The sequence below is a fragment of the Pedobacter endophyticus genome (assembly GCF_015679185.1).
In the GTDB taxonomy this organism is placed as follows: domain Bacteria; phylum Bacteroidota; class Bacteroidia; order Sphingobacteriales; family Sphingobacteriaceae; genus Pedobacter; species Pedobacter endophyticus.
This window is the reverse complement of sequence record NZ_CP064939.1, coordinates 2,301,093-2,313,930: the sequence shown is the minus strand read 5'-3', so window position 1 is coordinate 2,313,930 and position 12,838 is coordinate 2,301,093. Positions and strand designations below refer to the sequence as shown.

Annotated in this window: 23 protein-coding genes; all 23 read left to right on the top strand. The window is 38.0% G+C overall.

Going from position 1 to position 12,838, the window contains the following annotated elements; translation table 11 throughout:
• The first annotated feature begins 3 nt into the window (after positions 1-3).
• The 23 genes from rpsC to rplQ all read left to right on the top strand — a co-directional run bounded on the left by rpsC (position 4) and on the right by rplQ (position 12,393).
• Positions 4-843 (top strand): 30S ribosomal protein S3, encoded by an 840-nt coding sequence (gene rpsC, locus IZT61_RS09245; protein ID WP_196100858.1) that lies wholly within the window; start codon positions 4-6, stop codon positions 841-843.
• Positions 844-883: 40 nt separating this feature from the next.
• Complete coding sequence (gene rplP, locus IZT61_RS09240; RefSeq protein ID WP_010599903.1) at positions 884-1,306, top strand: 50S ribosomal protein L16; 423 nt, start codon at positions 884-886, stop codon at positions 1,304-1,306.
• Positions 1,307-1,379: 73 nt separating this feature from the next.
• Positions 1,380-1,592, top strand: coding sequence for a 50S ribosomal protein L29 (rpmC, locus tag IZT61_RS09235; protein WP_196100857.1), 213 nt, complete (start codon positions 1,380-1,382; stop codon positions 1,590-1,592).
• Between the two features lie 13 nt (positions 1,593-1,605).
• A complete protein-coding gene (gene rpsQ, locus IZT61_RS09230) occupies positions 1,606-1,860 on the top strand; it encodes a 30S ribosomal protein S17 (protein ID WP_196100856.1) in 255 nt (84 codons plus the stop codon).
• A gap of 1 nt (position 1,861) precedes the next feature.
• A complete protein-coding gene (gene rplN, locus IZT61_RS09225) occupies positions 1,862-2,230 on the top strand; it encodes a 50S ribosomal protein L14 (protein ID WP_010599900.1) in 369 nt (122 codons plus the stop codon).
• Position 2,231: 1 nt separating this feature from the next.
• On the top strand, positions 2,232-2,573 hold the full coding sequence (gene rplX / locus IZT61_RS09220) for a 50S ribosomal protein L24 (RefSeq protein ID WP_196100855.1): 342 nt from the start codon (positions 2,232-2,234) through the stop codon (positions 2,571-2,573).
• The gene (gene rplE, locus IZT61_RS09215; protein ID WP_086003386.1) at positions 2,570-3,136 is read left to right on the top strand and encodes a 50S ribosomal protein L5; all 567 of its coding nucleotides are present in this window, start codon (positions 2,570-2,572) and stop codon (positions 3,134-3,136) included. The genes rplX and rplE overlap by 4 nt, the downstream gene beginning before the upstream one ends.
• A complete protein-coding gene (gene rpsN / locus IZT61_RS09210) occupies positions 3,136-3,405 on the top strand; it encodes a 30S ribosomal protein S14 (RefSeq protein WP_010599897.1) in 270 nt (89 codons plus the stop codon). Before rplE ends, rpsN begins: the two co-directional genes overlap by 1 nt.
• 233 nt (positions 3,406-3,638) lie before the next feature.
• Positions 3,639-4,037, top strand: a complete 399-nt coding sequence (gene rpsH, locus IZT61_RS09205; protein ID WP_115402665.1) for a 30S ribosomal protein S8 — start codon at positions 3,639-3,641, stop codon at positions 4,035-4,037.
• A gap of 19 nt (positions 4,038-4,056) precedes the next feature.
• A complete protein-coding gene (gene rplF, locus IZT61_RS09200; protein WP_196100854.1) occupies positions 4,057-4,614 on the top strand; it encodes a 50S ribosomal protein L6 in 558 nt (185 codons plus the stop codon).
• Between the two features lie 5 nt (positions 4,615-4,619).
• Positions 4,620-4,973, top strand: a complete 354-nt coding sequence (rplR, locus tag IZT61_RS09195; RefSeq protein WP_029278655.1) for a 50S ribosomal protein L18 — start codon at positions 4,620-4,622, stop codon at positions 4,971-4,973.
• 17 nt (positions 4,974-4,990) lie between these two features.
• On the top strand, positions 4,991-5,509 hold the full coding sequence (gene rpsE / locus IZT61_RS09190; protein WP_010599893.1) for a 30S ribosomal protein S5: 519 nt from the start codon (positions 4,991-4,993) through the stop codon (positions 5,507-5,509).
• A 4-nt stretch (positions 5,510-5,513) separates the two neighbouring features.
• Positions 5,514-5,693, top strand: coding sequence for a 50S ribosomal protein L30 (rpmD, locus tag IZT61_RS09185; RefSeq protein WP_196100853.1), 180 nt, complete (start codon positions 5,514-5,516; stop codon positions 5,691-5,693).
• Between the two features lie 135 nt (positions 5,694-5,828).
• The gene (rplO, locus tag IZT61_RS09180) at positions 5,829-6,275 is read left to right on the top strand and encodes a 50S ribosomal protein L15 (protein ID WP_196100852.1); all 447 of its coding nucleotides are present in this window, start codon (positions 5,829-5,831) and stop codon (positions 6,273-6,275) included.
• Between the two features lie 8 nt (positions 6,276-6,283).
• Positions 6,284-7,624: a preprotein translocase subunit SecY gene (gene secY, locus IZT61_RS09175; protein ID WP_196100851.1), complete on the top strand. Its 1,341-nt coding sequence runs from the start codon at positions 6,284-6,286 to the stop codon at positions 7,622-7,624.
• A gap of 122 nt (positions 7,625-7,746) precedes the next feature.
• Positions 7,747-8,523, top strand: a complete 777-nt coding sequence (gene map / locus IZT61_RS09170; RefSeq protein ID WP_196100850.1) for a type I methionyl aminopeptidase — start codon at positions 7,747-7,749, stop codon at positions 8,521-8,523.
• An 80-nt stretch (positions 8,524-8,603) separates the two neighbouring features.
• A complete protein-coding gene (gene infA / locus IZT61_RS09165; protein ID WP_010599888.1) occupies positions 8,604-8,822 on the top strand; it encodes a translation initiation factor IF-1 in 219 nt (72 codons plus the stop codon).
• A gap of 1 nt (position 8,823) precedes the next feature.
• On the top strand, positions 8,824-8,940 hold the full coding sequence (gene rpmJ, locus IZT61_RS09160) for a 50S ribosomal protein L36 (RefSeq protein WP_010599887.1): 117 nt from the start codon (positions 8,824-8,826) through the stop codon (positions 8,938-8,940).
• Positions 8,941-9,010: 70 nt separating this feature from the next.
• Positions 9,011-9,388, top strand: coding sequence for a 30S ribosomal protein S13 (gene rpsM, locus IZT61_RS09155; RefSeq protein WP_187591694.1), 378 nt, complete (start codon positions 9,011-9,013; stop codon positions 9,386-9,388).
• A 151-nt stretch (positions 9,389-9,539) separates the two neighbouring features.
• A complete protein-coding gene (rpsK, locus tag IZT61_RS09150; RefSeq protein ID WP_010599885.1) occupies positions 9,540-9,929 on the top strand; it encodes a 30S ribosomal protein S11 in 390 nt (129 codons plus the stop codon).
• Positions 9,930-9,989: 60 nt separating this feature from the next.
• On the top strand, positions 9,990-10,598 hold the full coding sequence (gene rpsD / locus IZT61_RS09145) for a 30S ribosomal protein S4 (protein WP_196100849.1): 609 nt from the start codon (positions 9,990-9,992) through the stop codon (positions 10,596-10,598).
• Positions 10,599-10,683: 85 nt separating this feature from the next.
• Positions 10,684-11,676, top strand: a complete 993-nt coding sequence (locus IZT61_RS09140) for a DNA-directed RNA polymerase subunit alpha (protein WP_196100848.1) — start codon at positions 10,684-10,686, stop codon at positions 11,674-11,676.
• A gap of 171 nt (positions 11,677-11,847) precedes the next feature.
• Entirely contained in the window at positions 11,848-12,393 is a 546-nt protein-coding gene (gene rplQ, locus IZT61_RS09135) for a 50S ribosomal protein L17 (RefSeq protein ID WP_196100847.1), read from the top strand.
• The last annotated feature ends 445 nt before the right edge of the window (positions 12,394-12,838 follow it).

The following is a 12,838-nucleotide window of genomic DNA, read 5'->3' as shown; positions in this document are numbered from 1 at the left end:
GAAATGGGACAAAAAGCAAATCCAATAGGTAACAGGTTAGGCATCATCAAAGGATGGGATTCTAACTGGTTCGGTGGCAACAACTACTCCGATAAATTAGTTGAAGATGAGAAAATAAGAAAATACCTTTCTGCTCGTATCGCAAAAGGCGGTGTTGCAAAAGTAGTTATCGAGCGTACGTTAAAACGTATCACGGTAACCATCCACACAGCTCGCCCGGGTATTGTAATCGGTAAAGCAGGTGCTGAGGTTGATAAAATTAAAGAAGAGTTAAAGAAATTGACTAAAAAGGAAATTCAAATTAACATCTTCGAAATTAAACGCCCAGAACTTGATGCACAATTAGTTGCAGAAGGTGTTGCAAAACAATTAGAAGCAAGGATCTCATTCCGTAGAGCAATGAAATCTTCTATCGCATCAACAATGCGTATGGGTGCTGAAGGTATCAAAATCATGACTTCTGGTCGTTTAGGTGGTGCTGAGATGGCACGTACCGAGCAGTACAAAGAAGGAAGAGTGCCTTTGCATACATTCCGTGCTGATATCGACTATGCTTTAGCTGAGGCTTTAACCACTTATGGTAAAATCGGCGTTAAAGTATGGATCTGTAAAGGTGAGGTTTATGGAAAACGTGATTTGTCGCCAAACATTGGTTCAACAAACAACGGTCCAAAAGGCCAGTCAGATAAACCAGCATTCGGTGGAAGAGATAACCGCGGTGGTGGAAGAGATAACCGTGGCGGTGGCGACAGACGTGGTGGAAACCAAGGCGGTCGTGGTCCAGGCCAGGGTGGTGCAAACAGAGGTGGTGGCGCAGGTGCTAACAGAGGTCCTCGTAAATAATTGATTTATTAACATCGTTTAACGATTAGAACAAAATAAAATGTTACAGCCAAAAAGAACGAAGTTCAGGAAGATGCAAAAAGGCAGAATGAAGGGTTTAGCTTCTCGTGGAGCTGAATTAGCATTCGGATCTTTCGGTATCAAATCTTTAGAAGCCACTTGGATCACAAGTCGCCAGATAGAGGCTGCCCGTATCGCGGTAACACGTTTCATGAAACGTGAAGGCCAGGTGTGGATCAGAATTTTCCCTGACAAACCGGTAACTAAAAAACCTGCTGAGGTACGTATGGGTAAAGGTAAAGGTGCTCCTGAGTATTGGGTAGCAGTTGTAAGACCTGGACGTGTAATTTTCGAAGCTGAAGGTGTGCCTTTAGAAGTAGCTAAAGAAGCATTGCGTTTAGCAGCACAAAAATTACCAATCCAAACCAAGTTCGTAGTACGTAGAGATTACGTAGAAGCATAGTAAAGTGTTGAGGTGAATGTTGTAAAATACTTGTTTATTATAACCGCTACACTCAACGTAAAAGAAAAACAAAATGAAAAATTCAGAAATCACAGGGCTTTCAAAAGAAGAATTAGTAGCTAAGATTGCGGAAGAAAAAGAGAACTTGTCAAAATTAAAGTTCGCTCACACTATTTCAGCTATCGAAAATCCTTCGCGTATTGCAAAAGTAAGGAAAGACATAGCCCGTTTAAACACACAACTGACTGCGGTATCAAAAGCCGAGTCAGCTACTGAAACTAAATAATTCGAAAGTCGACATGGAAAGACAATTAAGAAAAACAAGAACCGGGTTAGTGGTAAGCAACAAGATGGATAAATCTGTTGTAGTGAGCGTTGAGCGTAAGGTAAAACACCCGATTTATGGTAAGTTCGTGAAGAAAACTGCCAAATTTATGGCTCACGACGAGAAAAACGAATGCGGTATCGGTGATACAGTATTGATTATGGAAACTCGTCCGTTGAGTAAAAACAAGAACTGGAGATTGGTACAAATTTTAGAAAGAGCTAAATAAGATGGTACAACAGGAATCGAGATTAAACGTTGCTGATAACAGCGGCGCAAAAGAAGTATTGGTAATTCGCGTGCTAGGTGGAACCGGCAAACGTTATGCTTCAATTGGTGATAAGGTAGTTGTTACCGTAAAAAGCGCATTACCGTCAGGTAATATTAAAAAAGGTACAGTTTCTAAAGCAGTTGTTGTAAGAACTAAAAAAGAAATCCGTCGTAAAGATGGTTCTTATATCCGTTTTGACGATAATGCTGCTGTATTATTGAACGCACAGGATGAGCCAAGAGGTACACGTATCTTTGGCCCGGTTGCGAGAGAACTACGTGAAAAACAATTCATGAAAATTGTATCATTAGCACCGGAGGTATTATAAAATGGGAAACAAAGTAAATACACCATCAAAACTTAAAATCCGCACTGGAGATTTAGTTAAAGTAATTGCTGGCGATTCAAAAGGTCAACAAGGAAAAGTACTTTTAGTACAAAAAGATAAAAACAGAGCCATTGTAGAAGGCATTAACTTAGTATCTAAACATACTAAACCAAATGCTGCAAATCCGAACGGTGGTATTATTAAAAAAGAAGCTGCTCTTCACATTTCTAACTTGATGTTGGTTGATCCAAAATCTGGTAAAGCTACCCGAGTTGGTCGTAAACTAAACGCTGATGGCAAAATAGTTAGAGTTGCTAAAATTTCAGGGGAGGAAATTAAATAATGGCTACACCTAGATTAAAAAGCAAATACAAAGAAGAAGTTGTAAATGCATTGAAAGAAAAATTTCAGTACAAAACTGTAATGCAGGTTCCTAAATTGGAAAAAATCTGTATCAATCAGGGTGTTGGTCGTTTTTCTGTTACTGATAAAAAGATTATGGATACCACAATCGTTGAGTTGACAACCATTACTGGTCAGCAAGCGGTTCCGGCACAATCTAAAAAAGATATCTCTAACTTTAAATTGCGTAAAGGTATGCCAGTAGGTGTACGTGTTACATTACGCGATAACAATATGTACGAGTTCTTAGATCGTTTGATCTCTGTAGCTTTGCCACGTATTCGTGATTTCAAAGGTATTAACGATAAAGGTTTCGATGGAAAAGGTAACTACACATTAGGTGTTACTGAGCAAATCATCTTCCCAGAGATTAATATAGATAAAATCAATAAAATTTTAGGGATGGATATAACTTTCGTAACTTCGGCAAAATCTGACGTTGAGGCATTAGAGTTATTGAAACAATTCGGATTACCATTTAAAAATCAAAAAACAGCAGAATAATGGCAAAAGAAGGTGTAAAAGCACGCGAAGTTAAGCGCCAAAAATTGGTAGCTAGATACGCTGAAAAACGTGCAGCATTAAAAGCTGCAGGAGATTTCGAAGGTTTAGATAAATTACCTAAAAACTCATCTCCGGTACGTTTACACAACCGTTGTAAATTAACTGGCCGCCCACGTGGATATATGCGTACTTTCGGTATTTCGAGGGTAACTTTCCGCCAAATGGCGCTAGACGGTAAAATCCCAGGTGTTAAAAAAGCATCTTGGTAATATAAGCTTTAAGCAGAAAGCTAAAAGCTGAAAGATCAAAGGCAGTCCGAAGTCGGGAGTCCGAAAGTCGGGGGATAGCCAAAAGCGAAAAGAAAAACAATTTCAAAGTTTAAAGCGATATACATGCGCTTTAAGCTTTGATCTTTTACCTTTAAGCTTAAAAAAAGAATTTTAACCGATAGCAGGTCCCACCGTTGGGTAACGGAAGGAAACCACTATCAAAAACAATAAAAATGAATACAGATCCAATAGCAGATTATTTAACAAGAGTAAGGAATGCCATTAAGGCCAACCACAGAGTTGTAGAAATTCCTGCATCAAACCTTAAAAAGGAAATTACAAAAGTACTTTTTGATAAAGGTTACATCGCGAATTATAAATTTGAGGATACTACTGTTCAAGGCACCATTAAAATTGCTTTGAAGTACAATCCAATAACTAAAATTCCTGCTATTCGTACATTAGTGCGAGTAAGTAAACCAGGTTTGAGACAGTATGCAGGCGTTGAAAATATGCCAAGAGTATTAAACGGTTTAGGTATCGCAATCTTATCTACTTCTAAAGGTGTAATGACCGATAAAGAAGCAGCCAAATTAAACATTGGTGGTGAGGTATTGTGTCACGTTTATTAATATTTAGGAGAACAACACAATGTCAAGAATAGGAAAAGCCCCAATTACAATCCCTTCAGGTGTTACAATTACCGTATCTAACGATAACGTTGTAACTGTAAAAGGCCCTAAAGGTGAATTAACACAAACAGTTGATAAAGACATCACTGTAAGTCAAGAGGATGGAACTTTAACAGTTCAACGTCCGTCAGAACAAAAGAAACACAAAGCATTACACGGTTTATATCGCTCATTGCTTAATAACATGGTTATTGGTGTTACAGAAGGTTATAAATTAACACAAGAACTCGTAGGTGTTGGTTACCGTGCTACAAACCAAGGTAATACACTGGATCTGGTTTTGGGTTATTCTCACCACTATGTATTTCAATTGCCAGCTGAGATTAAGGTAACTACATCTTCAGAAAAAGGTCAGACTCCTAAAATCATTTTAGAAAGTATTGACAAACAATTGATTGGTCAGGTAGCAGCGAAAATCCGTTCGTTACGTGCACCAGAGCCTTATAAAGGTAAAGGTATCAAGTTTGTAGGTGAAGTGTTAAGAAGAAAAGCAGGTAAATCAGCATCTAAAAAATAGTAATCATGGCAGGTAAAAAATTATCAAGAAGAGATCGTATTAAAAAAGGGATCAGAAAAAGACTTACCGGTTCGGAAGAGCGTCCAAGGTTATCTGTATATAGAAGCAATAAAGGGATTTATGCTCAGGTAATTAACGATGTAACCGGTAAAACAATAGCATCAGCATCATCATTATCGAAAGATTTTACTGGTACTGGAAACAAAAGCGACCAATCAGTTGCGGTAGGCAAATTAGTTGCCGAAAAAGCAATTGCTGCAGGTGTTAAAGAAGTTGTTTTCGATAGAAATGGCTATTTATACCACGGTCGTGTAAAATCGTTGGCAGAGGGTGCCCGCGAAGCTGGTTTAGTATTTTAATCTGAAGAAAAAGTAAGATGTCAACTATTAATATAAAAAGAGTAAAAACCACCGATATCGAGTTAAAAGATCGTTTGGTTAGTATACAACGTGTTGCCAAAGTAACCAAAGGTGGCCGTACTTTCAGCTTCTCAGCAATTGTTGTTGTAGGTGATGAGAACGGTGTTGTTGGTTTCGGTTTAGGCAAGGCGAAAGAAGTAACTGAAGCAATTGCAAAAGGTGTGGATGATGCTAAAAAGAACTTGGTAAAAGTTCCGATTTTAAACGGTACTGTTCCTCACGAGCAAATCGGTAAATTCTCAGGTGGTTTTGTATTAATCAAACCAGCTGCTGTAGGTACCGGAGTAATTGCAGGTGGTGCAATGCGTGCCGTATTAGAGAGTGCCGGCGTACATAACGTTTTGGCAAAATCTAAAGGTTCATCAAACCCGCACAACGTGGTAAAAGCAACTGTTGATGCATTAACAAAAATGCGTGATGCTTATACAGTAGCTCAAACTCGTGGTATAGATTTAAACAAAGTATTTAACGGATAATATCATGGCTAAGATCAAAATAACACAAATAAAAAGCGTTATCGACAGAAGCGAGCGCCAAAAAAGAACCGTTCAGGCTTTGGGTTTATCTAAAATGAACCAAAGTGTTGAGGTTGAAGCTACACCACAAATTATCGGTATGGTTCGCAAAGTGAATCATTTGGTAGCTATCGAAGCAATTTAAGAGAATTATTAAATGATAGAATTTTGAATGAGAGAATGAATAACATTCAATCATTCGCTCATTCAAAACTCAATCGTTATTTATTTATCGTTGTACCTGTTTAGTGAAAGCGAAGGGCAACACAAGTTCAAAAAAATGAATTTAAGTAATTTAAAACCTGCACAAGGTTCTACAAAAAACAGAAAGAGAATTGGTCGTGGTACAGGTTCTGGTCGTGGCGGTACATCAACACGCGGTCACAAAGGTGCACAATCACGTTCGGGTTACTCTTCAAAAGTAGGTTTCGAAGGTGGTCAAATGCCATTACAACGTCGTGTACCAAAAGTTGGTTTCAAACCAATTAACCGTACAGAGTATGTTGGCGTAAACTTAGATGTACTTCAAGAATTAGCTGAAAAGCATAACTTAACAACTATCGATTTTGCAGCCTTGCAAGCACACGGTTTGGCTTCTAAAAACGACTTGGTTAAAATTTTAGGTCGTGGTGAAGTTAAAGCAAAATTAGAAGTTACTGCACATGCGTTTTCTGCAACCGCACAAAAAGCTATTGAAGCAGCAGGTGGTTCAATTGTAAAATTGTAATTTATTAAATGAAGAAGCTATTTACTACTTTAAGTAATATCTGGAAAATTCAAGAATTGAAAGAGCGTATCTTGTTTACGCTCTTCATTCTTTTGGTATACCGTTTCGTATCTCACGTGGTTTTACCAGGTGTAGATCCAAATGCGTTAGGTGATAACGAAAAATCGGGAATTTTAGGCTTACTAGATATGTTTGCCGGAGGATCGTTTTCTCGTGTATCTATCCTTGCATTAGGGGTAATGCCTTATATCTCTGCATCAATTGTGGTGCAACTATTAGGTATTGCTGTTCCTTCTTTCCAAAAAATGCAGAAAGAGGGCGAAAGTGGTAGAAAGAAAATGAACCAGATTACACGTTACCTTACGGTAGCAATCACAATTGTTCAATCAGTTGGTTACATTAAAACGCAAGTTCCGAAAGAGGCAATTTTATTACCAAACACCCTGTTTTTGGTGTTATCTACAATTGTATTAACTGCAGGTACGCTATTTGTAATGTGGTTGGGTGAAAAAATTACCGATAAAGGTATTGGTAACGGTACATCGCTAATCATTATGGTGGGTATCATCGCTCGTTTACCAGTTGCAATTTCTCAGGAGTTCAGTGCACGTGTGGGTTCTGCCAGCGAAGGCGGTGGTCCGGTTGCATTGGTTTTAGAGATCGTTGCGTTATTTGCGGTTGTAATGTTTACCATTTTAATTGTTCAGGGCGTACGCAAAGTTCCGGTACAATACGCAAAGAAAATTGTTGGTAACCGTCAGTTCGGCGGAGTTCGTCAGTACATCCCCTTAAAGGTAAATGCTGCCGGCGTTATGCCAATCATTTTCGCACAGGCGTTAATGTTTATTCCAGGTGCTTTAATGTCGTTTGTTCCTTCATTGCAGGGCTCATGGTTAATTCAATTTAGCAACACAACTTCATTAGCTTATAGCTTAACATTTGCATTCTTAATTATCGCATTTACTTTCTTCTATACTGCAATTACGGTAAATCCGACTCAAATGAGCGACGATATGAAGAAAAACGGTGGTTTTATTCCTGGTATCAAGCCGGGCTTAGCAACATCAACATTTATTGATGATGTTATTTCGAAGATCACTTTTCCAGGTGCAATATTTTTGGCAATCATAGCTATTTTGCCTTCTATAGCCGTTAAATTCGGTATTAAACAAGAGTTTGCGCATTTCTTTGGTGGTACCTCGTTATTAATTCTGGTAGGTGTAGTTTTAGATACTTTGCAACAAATAGAAAGTTATCTACTAATGCGTCACTACGATGGGTTAATGAAAACCGGCAGAGTTACAGGTAGAACAGGTGTTCCTGCTGCCAGTAGCAATGCGGCTTTGTAAACAATAAATTATTGAATGAGCGCATTTTTGCCAAGGGCGTCCCTTTGGGAAATGATAGAATGAATGAATTGCTTTTTAGCTATTCACTCATTCAAAATTCACTCATTCAAAAGTAGAGATAAATGTCGAAAATTTATTACAAGTCTCTTGAAGAGATCGAGTTAATACGAGAAAGTGCTATGCTCGTTTCTAAAACCCTGGCCGAAGTGGCCAAGGTGATAAAACCGGGTGTAACTACGTTATCATTAGATAAGCTCGCCTATGAGTTCATTAGCGATCACGGTGCTGTTCCAGCTTTTTTAAATTACAATGGCTTTCCAAATTCGCTCTGCATTTCGCCAAACGAACAAGTAGTTCATGGTTTTCCCAGCGATTATGCGATACAAGAAGGTGATTTAATCTCTGTTGATTGTGGGGTAATATTAAACAATTACGTTGGCGATTCGGCTTACACTTTCTCTATCGGAGAAATTGACGCAGAAAGACAAAAGCTAATTGAGGTTACGAAACGTTGCCTGGAGTTAGGTATAGAAAAGGCCGTTGTTGGTATGCGTATTGGCGATATTGGTTTTGCCGTTCAGCAATATGCAGAGGCCAATGGTTTTGGTGTAGTTAGGGAACTGGTTGGGCATGGTGTTGGCGTAAAGCTTCACGAAAAGCCAGAGGTTCCAAATTACGGCAAGCGTGGTTCGGGCCCAAAGTTGGAAGAGGGAATGGTGATTGCTATCGAACCGATGATTAATGCAGGCGTTGCCGGTGTTAAATTTCATAACGACGGGTGGACAGTAACCTCAAAAGATAACAAGCCGTCGGCCCATTTTGAGCACACTGTAGCGGTAAAAAAGGGCAAAGCAGAGATTTTATCGAGCTTTTCTATTATCGAAGAAGTTTTACAATAAAAAAAATAAATAATTAAAATTTTTTATTTAATTTTGCATCCCTGTTTAGAAGCAGCTAATTAAGTAACAATCAATAAAATATGGCTAAACAAGCCTCAATTGAACAAGACGGAGTAATAAGAGAAGCATTATCTAATGCGATGTTCCGGGTAGAACTCGAGAACGGGCATGAGATTATTGCGCACATTTCGGGAAAGATGCGGATGCACTACATCAAAATTCTTCCTGGAGATAAGGTTAAATTGGAAATGTCTCCTTATGATTTAACAAAAGGACGCATTACTTATAGATACAAATAAAATGAAAGTTAGATCATCAATTAAAAAGCGTAGCGCTGATTGCAAGATTATTCGCCGTAAAGGTAAACTTTACGTTATCAACAAGAAAAATCCTAAATACAAGCAACGTCAAGGGTAATTAGAAAAGATTGTAATTTACCGTACAACGGTGGCCCGCCGTTCGGAATTACTTAAAAACATACAAAAATATGGCAAGGATTTCAGGTATTGATTTACCAAGAAACAAAAGAGGAGAGATCGGTTTAACCTATATCTACGGGATAGGAAGAACAACTGCACAGCGCATTTTGACTACTGCAGGTATCGATTTGAACAAAAAAGTACAAGATTGGTCTGATGATGAATTGACAGCAATCCGTACCATGATTAACGACGAGATTAAAGTAGAAGGTGCTTTACGCTCAGAGGTTCAGTTAAACATTAAACGTTTAATGGATATTGGTTGTTACCGTGGTTTACGTCACAGAAAAGGTTTACCTTCTCGTGGTCAACGTACTAAAAACAACTCACGTACTCGTAAGGGTAAGAGAAAAACAGTTGCTAACAAGAAAAAAGCTACTAAGTAATAGATAGATATGAGATGTGAGATTGGAGATATTAGAAATGTATCCTTTAATCTGCTCAAATCTGGAATACAAGAGAAAAATTAGGATACTGAGTGCCGGGGTAGAGAAAGTCTCATATCTCAAGTCTCATATCTAAAATCTAAAAGATAAAATGGCTAAAAGTAAAAAAGTAACAAAAAAACGTATCGTTGTAATTGAGCCTGTTGGTCAGGCACACATCAATGCTACTTTCAACAACATCATCGTTACCTTAACAAACAACAACGGACAAACTATTTCTTGGTCTTCAGCTGGTAAAATGGGCTTCAAAGGTTCTAAAAAGAACACGCCTTATGCAGCAGGTCAGGCCGCTTCAGATTGCGGTAAAGTTGCGTTTGATTTAGGTTTACGTAAAGTTGAAGTATTTGTAAAAGGTCCAGGTTCAGGTCGCGAATCTGCAATCAGAACTTTGCAAGTAGCAGGTATCGAAGTAACGTCTATTAAAGATATTACTCCACTTCCTCACAACGGATGTCGTCCTCCTAAAAAGAGAAGAGTTTAATTAATTTTAAAGCTAAGAATCTTCAGTTACAGGCTGAATGATACTTTAAAAACAGAAAAAATGGCAAGATATACAGGCCCAAAATCAAAAATTGCACGTAAATTCAGAGAACCAATCTTCGGTCCTGATAAAGTGTTAGACAGAAAAAACTATCCTCCTGGCCAACATGGCGTTTCAAAAAGAAGAGGAAAACAATCTGAGTATGCAATCCAGTTAATGGAGAAACAAAAAGTAAAATACACTTATGGTGTTTTAGAAAAGCAGTTCAGTAACTTGTTTAAAAAAGCGAACTCACGTGCAGGTATTACCGGTGATAACTTACTTCAATTGTTAGAAGCTCGTTTAGATAATACCGTTTACCGTTTAGGTATTGCAACAACCCGTTCTGGTGCACGCCAGTTAGTTAGCCATAAACACGTAACCGTGAATGGTGAAGTTGTAAATATCCCTTCATATCAGTTAAAAGCTGGTGATGTAGTTGCGGTTCGTGAGAAATCAAAATCATTAGAATCAATTAGTAACTCAGTTGCAGGCAGAACAATTAATAAATTTGCCTGGTTAGAGTGGGATGCAAAAGAGTTAACAGGAAAGTTCTTAACTTATCCTCAACGCGACGAGATTCCAGAAAACATTAAGGAAAACTTAATCATCGAGTTATACTCAAAGTAATAAATAATATAGTTAATTACCTCCAAAGGGTAATTAACTTTTTTACTATTACTATATATTCACTAACGAATTTAAAAAAATATAAATGGCAATTTTAGCATTTCAGAAACCAGACAAAGTGATCATGCAGAAATCGACAGATTTCGATGGTACATTTGAATTTCGTCCTTTAGAGCCCGGTTTCGGTGTAACAATTGGTAATGCCTTAAGAAGAATTTTACTTTCTTCTTTAGAAGGTTATGCTATTACTACTATTCGTTTTTCAGGCGTTTCTCATGAGTTTTCTACCATGAAAGGTGTTGTAGAAGATTTAACCGATATCATTTTGAACTTAAAGCAAGTACGTTTTAAGAAAACTGGTGATTCTGGTGATGCTGAAAAAGTTTTCATCATTGTAAACGGTCAAGATCAGTTTAAAGCTGGTGATATTACTAAATTCTCTAATAACTTTACCGTTTTAAACCCTGAGCATGTTATTTGTAACATGGATAAAGCGGTTACTTTAGAAGTTGAATTAACCATTAATAAAGGTCGTGGTTATGTTCCTGCTGAAGAAAATAAAGTTGCTGATGCTGTTGTAGGTGTTATCGCTATCGATTCGATCTACACACCAATGAAAAACGTTAAATACACAATTGAAAACTTCCGTGTTGAACAAAAAACGGATTATGAGAAATTGGTATTAGATATTTCAACTGATGGTTCAATTCATCCTGAAGAAGCATTAAAAGAAGCGGCTAAGATCCTTATCCAACACTTTATGTTGTTCTCTGATGAGAACCTGGTATTAGAATCTCAGGCAAAAGAAGAAACTAAAGAAGTTGATGAGGAAATTTTACACATGCGTAAAATCCTTAAAACTGAATTAGTAGATATGGATCTCTCAGTTAGAGCATTAAACTGCTTAAAAGCTGCCGATATCCGTACTTTAGCTGATTTGGTTTCTTACGATGTTGCTGATATGTTAAAATTCAGAAACTTCGGTAAAAAATCATTAACAGAGATTCAAGAGCTTGTAAAATCAAAAGGTTTATCTTTCGGAATGAACCTGTCTAAATTTAAATTAGACGAAGAATAAAACAGTCTGGAGTTCGGAGTCGAGAGTCTTGAGTCCGGTTTTACTCTAGCTACAATCAGTTTCATTTGTCATTTTCTTTGAAATTGATTATTGGAATTTGAAAATTAAATAATTTTTAACAGTGTATAATTCCCTCTGAGACAGAGACGGTATACACTTAACAAAAGAACAATGAGACACGGTAAAAAAGTTAATCACTTAGGCAGAACCGACAGCCACAGAAAAGCGATGTTAGCTAACATGGCTACTTCACTTATTAAAGCGAAAAGAATTACTACAACTTTGGCAAAAGCTAAAGCTTTGCGTACTTATGTTGAGCCGTTAATCACTAAATCGAAAAGCGATACTACACACTCACGTCGTACAGTATTCTCTTATCTTCAGGATAAAGAAGTGGTAACTATCTTATTCCGCGAGGTTGCTGAGAAAGTTGCAAACCGTCCGGGTGGTTACACTCGTATCATTAAATTAAACAACCGTATGGGCGATAACGCTGAGATGGCTTTAATTGAATTGGTAGATTATAACGAAGTTTACGGTAAAGATGTAGAAGCTAAAGAAGAAAAGAAAACTACTCGTCGTGGTAGAAGCAAATCTTCTGCTCCTAAAGCTGAGGCTACTGAGGCAGTTGCTGCAGAAGCTACTACTGAGGAAGCTGCTGTTGAAGAAGCTCCTGCTACTGAAGAGCCAGCTAAAGAAGAAGCAAAAGGCGAATAAGTCTTACCGAATCCTCCCTAAAGGAGAGGCCGCAAGGAAAAATTTAAAAGTCCTGTTCGAAAGAGCAGGACTTTTTTTGCTTTTGCTCGTTAGCTGAAGCCAACGGTAGCCAATTTTTTTTGTCATGCTAAGAGGCGAAGGATCTCTAAGCGATAAAATACCAACTTGAATTGGCGTCGCACTCGCCTAATTTGCTAAAGTCGGTGAGGTATTTTAGTTTCTGTGTTGATGGCGTAGGGATTACTTCGTAGCTGCTTCGCGGTCTTCGCTAAGCTCAGAATGACACTGTGCCGAATCCTTTGTTTTTTTGTCATCCTGAGGGGGTAATTTACTGGATAAAACCAATGTGGAATGACAACGCTTTTGTAGAGAAGGACTGCTAGAAAAGGTCGTCATTTCGAGCGCAGCCGAGAAATCTCTATCCAACGTTCAAAGACTTCTCCCC

Coding starts and splice junctions, on each gene's coding strand:
- rpsC (WP_196100858.1), top strand. CDS start 4: ATGGGACAAAAAGCAAATCCAATAGGTAACAGGTTAGGCATCATCAAA.
- rplP (WP_010599903.1), top strand. CDS start 884: ATGTTACAGCCAAAAAGAACGAAGTTCAGGAAGATGCAAAAAGGCAGA.
- rpmC (WP_196100857.1), top strand. CDS start 1,380: ATGAAAAATTCAGAAATCACAGGGCTTTCAAAAGAAGAATTAGTAGCT.
- rpsQ (WP_196100856.1), top strand. CDS start 1,606: ATGGAAAGACAATTAAGAAAAACAAGAACCGGGTTAGTGGTAAGCAAC.
- rplN (WP_010599900.1), top strand. CDS start 1,862: ATGGTACAACAGGAATCGAGATTAAACGTTGCTGATAACAGCGGCGCA.
- rplX (WP_196100855.1), top strand. CDS start 2,232: ATGGGAAACAAAGTAAATACACCATCAAAACTTAAAATCCGCACTGGA.
- rpsN (WP_010599897.1), top strand. CDS start 3,136: ATGGCAAAAGAAGGTGTAAAAGCACGCGAAGTTAAGCGCCAAAAATTG.
- rpsH (WP_115402665.1), top strand. CDS start 3,639: ATGAATACAGATCCAATAGCAGATTATTTAACAAGAGTAAGGAATGCC.
- rplF (WP_196100854.1), top strand. CDS start 4,057: ATGTCAAGAATAGGAAAAGCCCCAATTACAATCCCTTCAGGTGTTACA.
- rplR (WP_029278655.1), top strand. CDS start 4,620: ATGGCAGGTAAAAAATTATCAAGAAGAGATCGTATTAAAAAAGGGATC.
- rpsE (WP_010599893.1), top strand. CDS start 4,991: ATGTCAACTATTAATATAAAAAGAGTAAAAACCACCGATATCGAGTTA.
- rpmD (WP_196100853.1), top strand. CDS start 5,514: ATGGCTAAGATCAAAATAACACAAATAAAAAGCGTTATCGACAGAAGC.
- rplO (WP_196100852.1), top strand. CDS start 5,829: ATGAATTTAAGTAATTTAAAACCTGCACAAGGTTCTACAAAAAACAGA.
- secY (WP_196100851.1), top strand. CDS start 6,284: ATGAAGAAGCTATTTACTACTTTAAGTAATATCTGGAAAATTCAAGAA.
- map (WP_196100850.1), top strand. CDS start 7,747: ATGTCGAAAATTTATTACAAGTCTCTTGAAGAGATCGAGTTAATACGA.
- infA (WP_010599888.1), top strand. CDS start 8,604: ATGGCTAAACAAGCCTCAATTGAACAAGACGGAGTAATAAGAGAAGCA.
- rpmJ (WP_010599887.1), top strand. CDS start 8,824: ATGAAAGTTAGATCATCAATTAAAAAGCGTAGCGCTGATTGCAAGATT.
- rpsM (WP_187591694.1), top strand. CDS start 9,011: ATGGCAAGGATTTCAGGTATTGATTTACCAAGAAACAAAAGAGGAGAG.
- rpsK (WP_010599885.1), top strand. CDS start 9,540: ATGGCTAAAAGTAAAAAAGTAACAAAAAAACGTATCGTTGTAATTGAG.
- rpsD (WP_196100849.1), top strand. CDS start 9,990: ATGGCAAGATATACAGGCCCAAAATCAAAAATTGCACGTAAATTCAGA.
- IZT61_RS09140 (WP_196100848.1), top strand. CDS start 10,684: ATGGCAATTTTAGCATTTCAGAAACCAGACAAAGTGATCATGCAGAAA.
- rplQ (WP_196100847.1), top strand. CDS start 11,848: ATGAGACACGGTAAAAAAGTTAATCACTTAGGCAGAACCGACAGCCAC.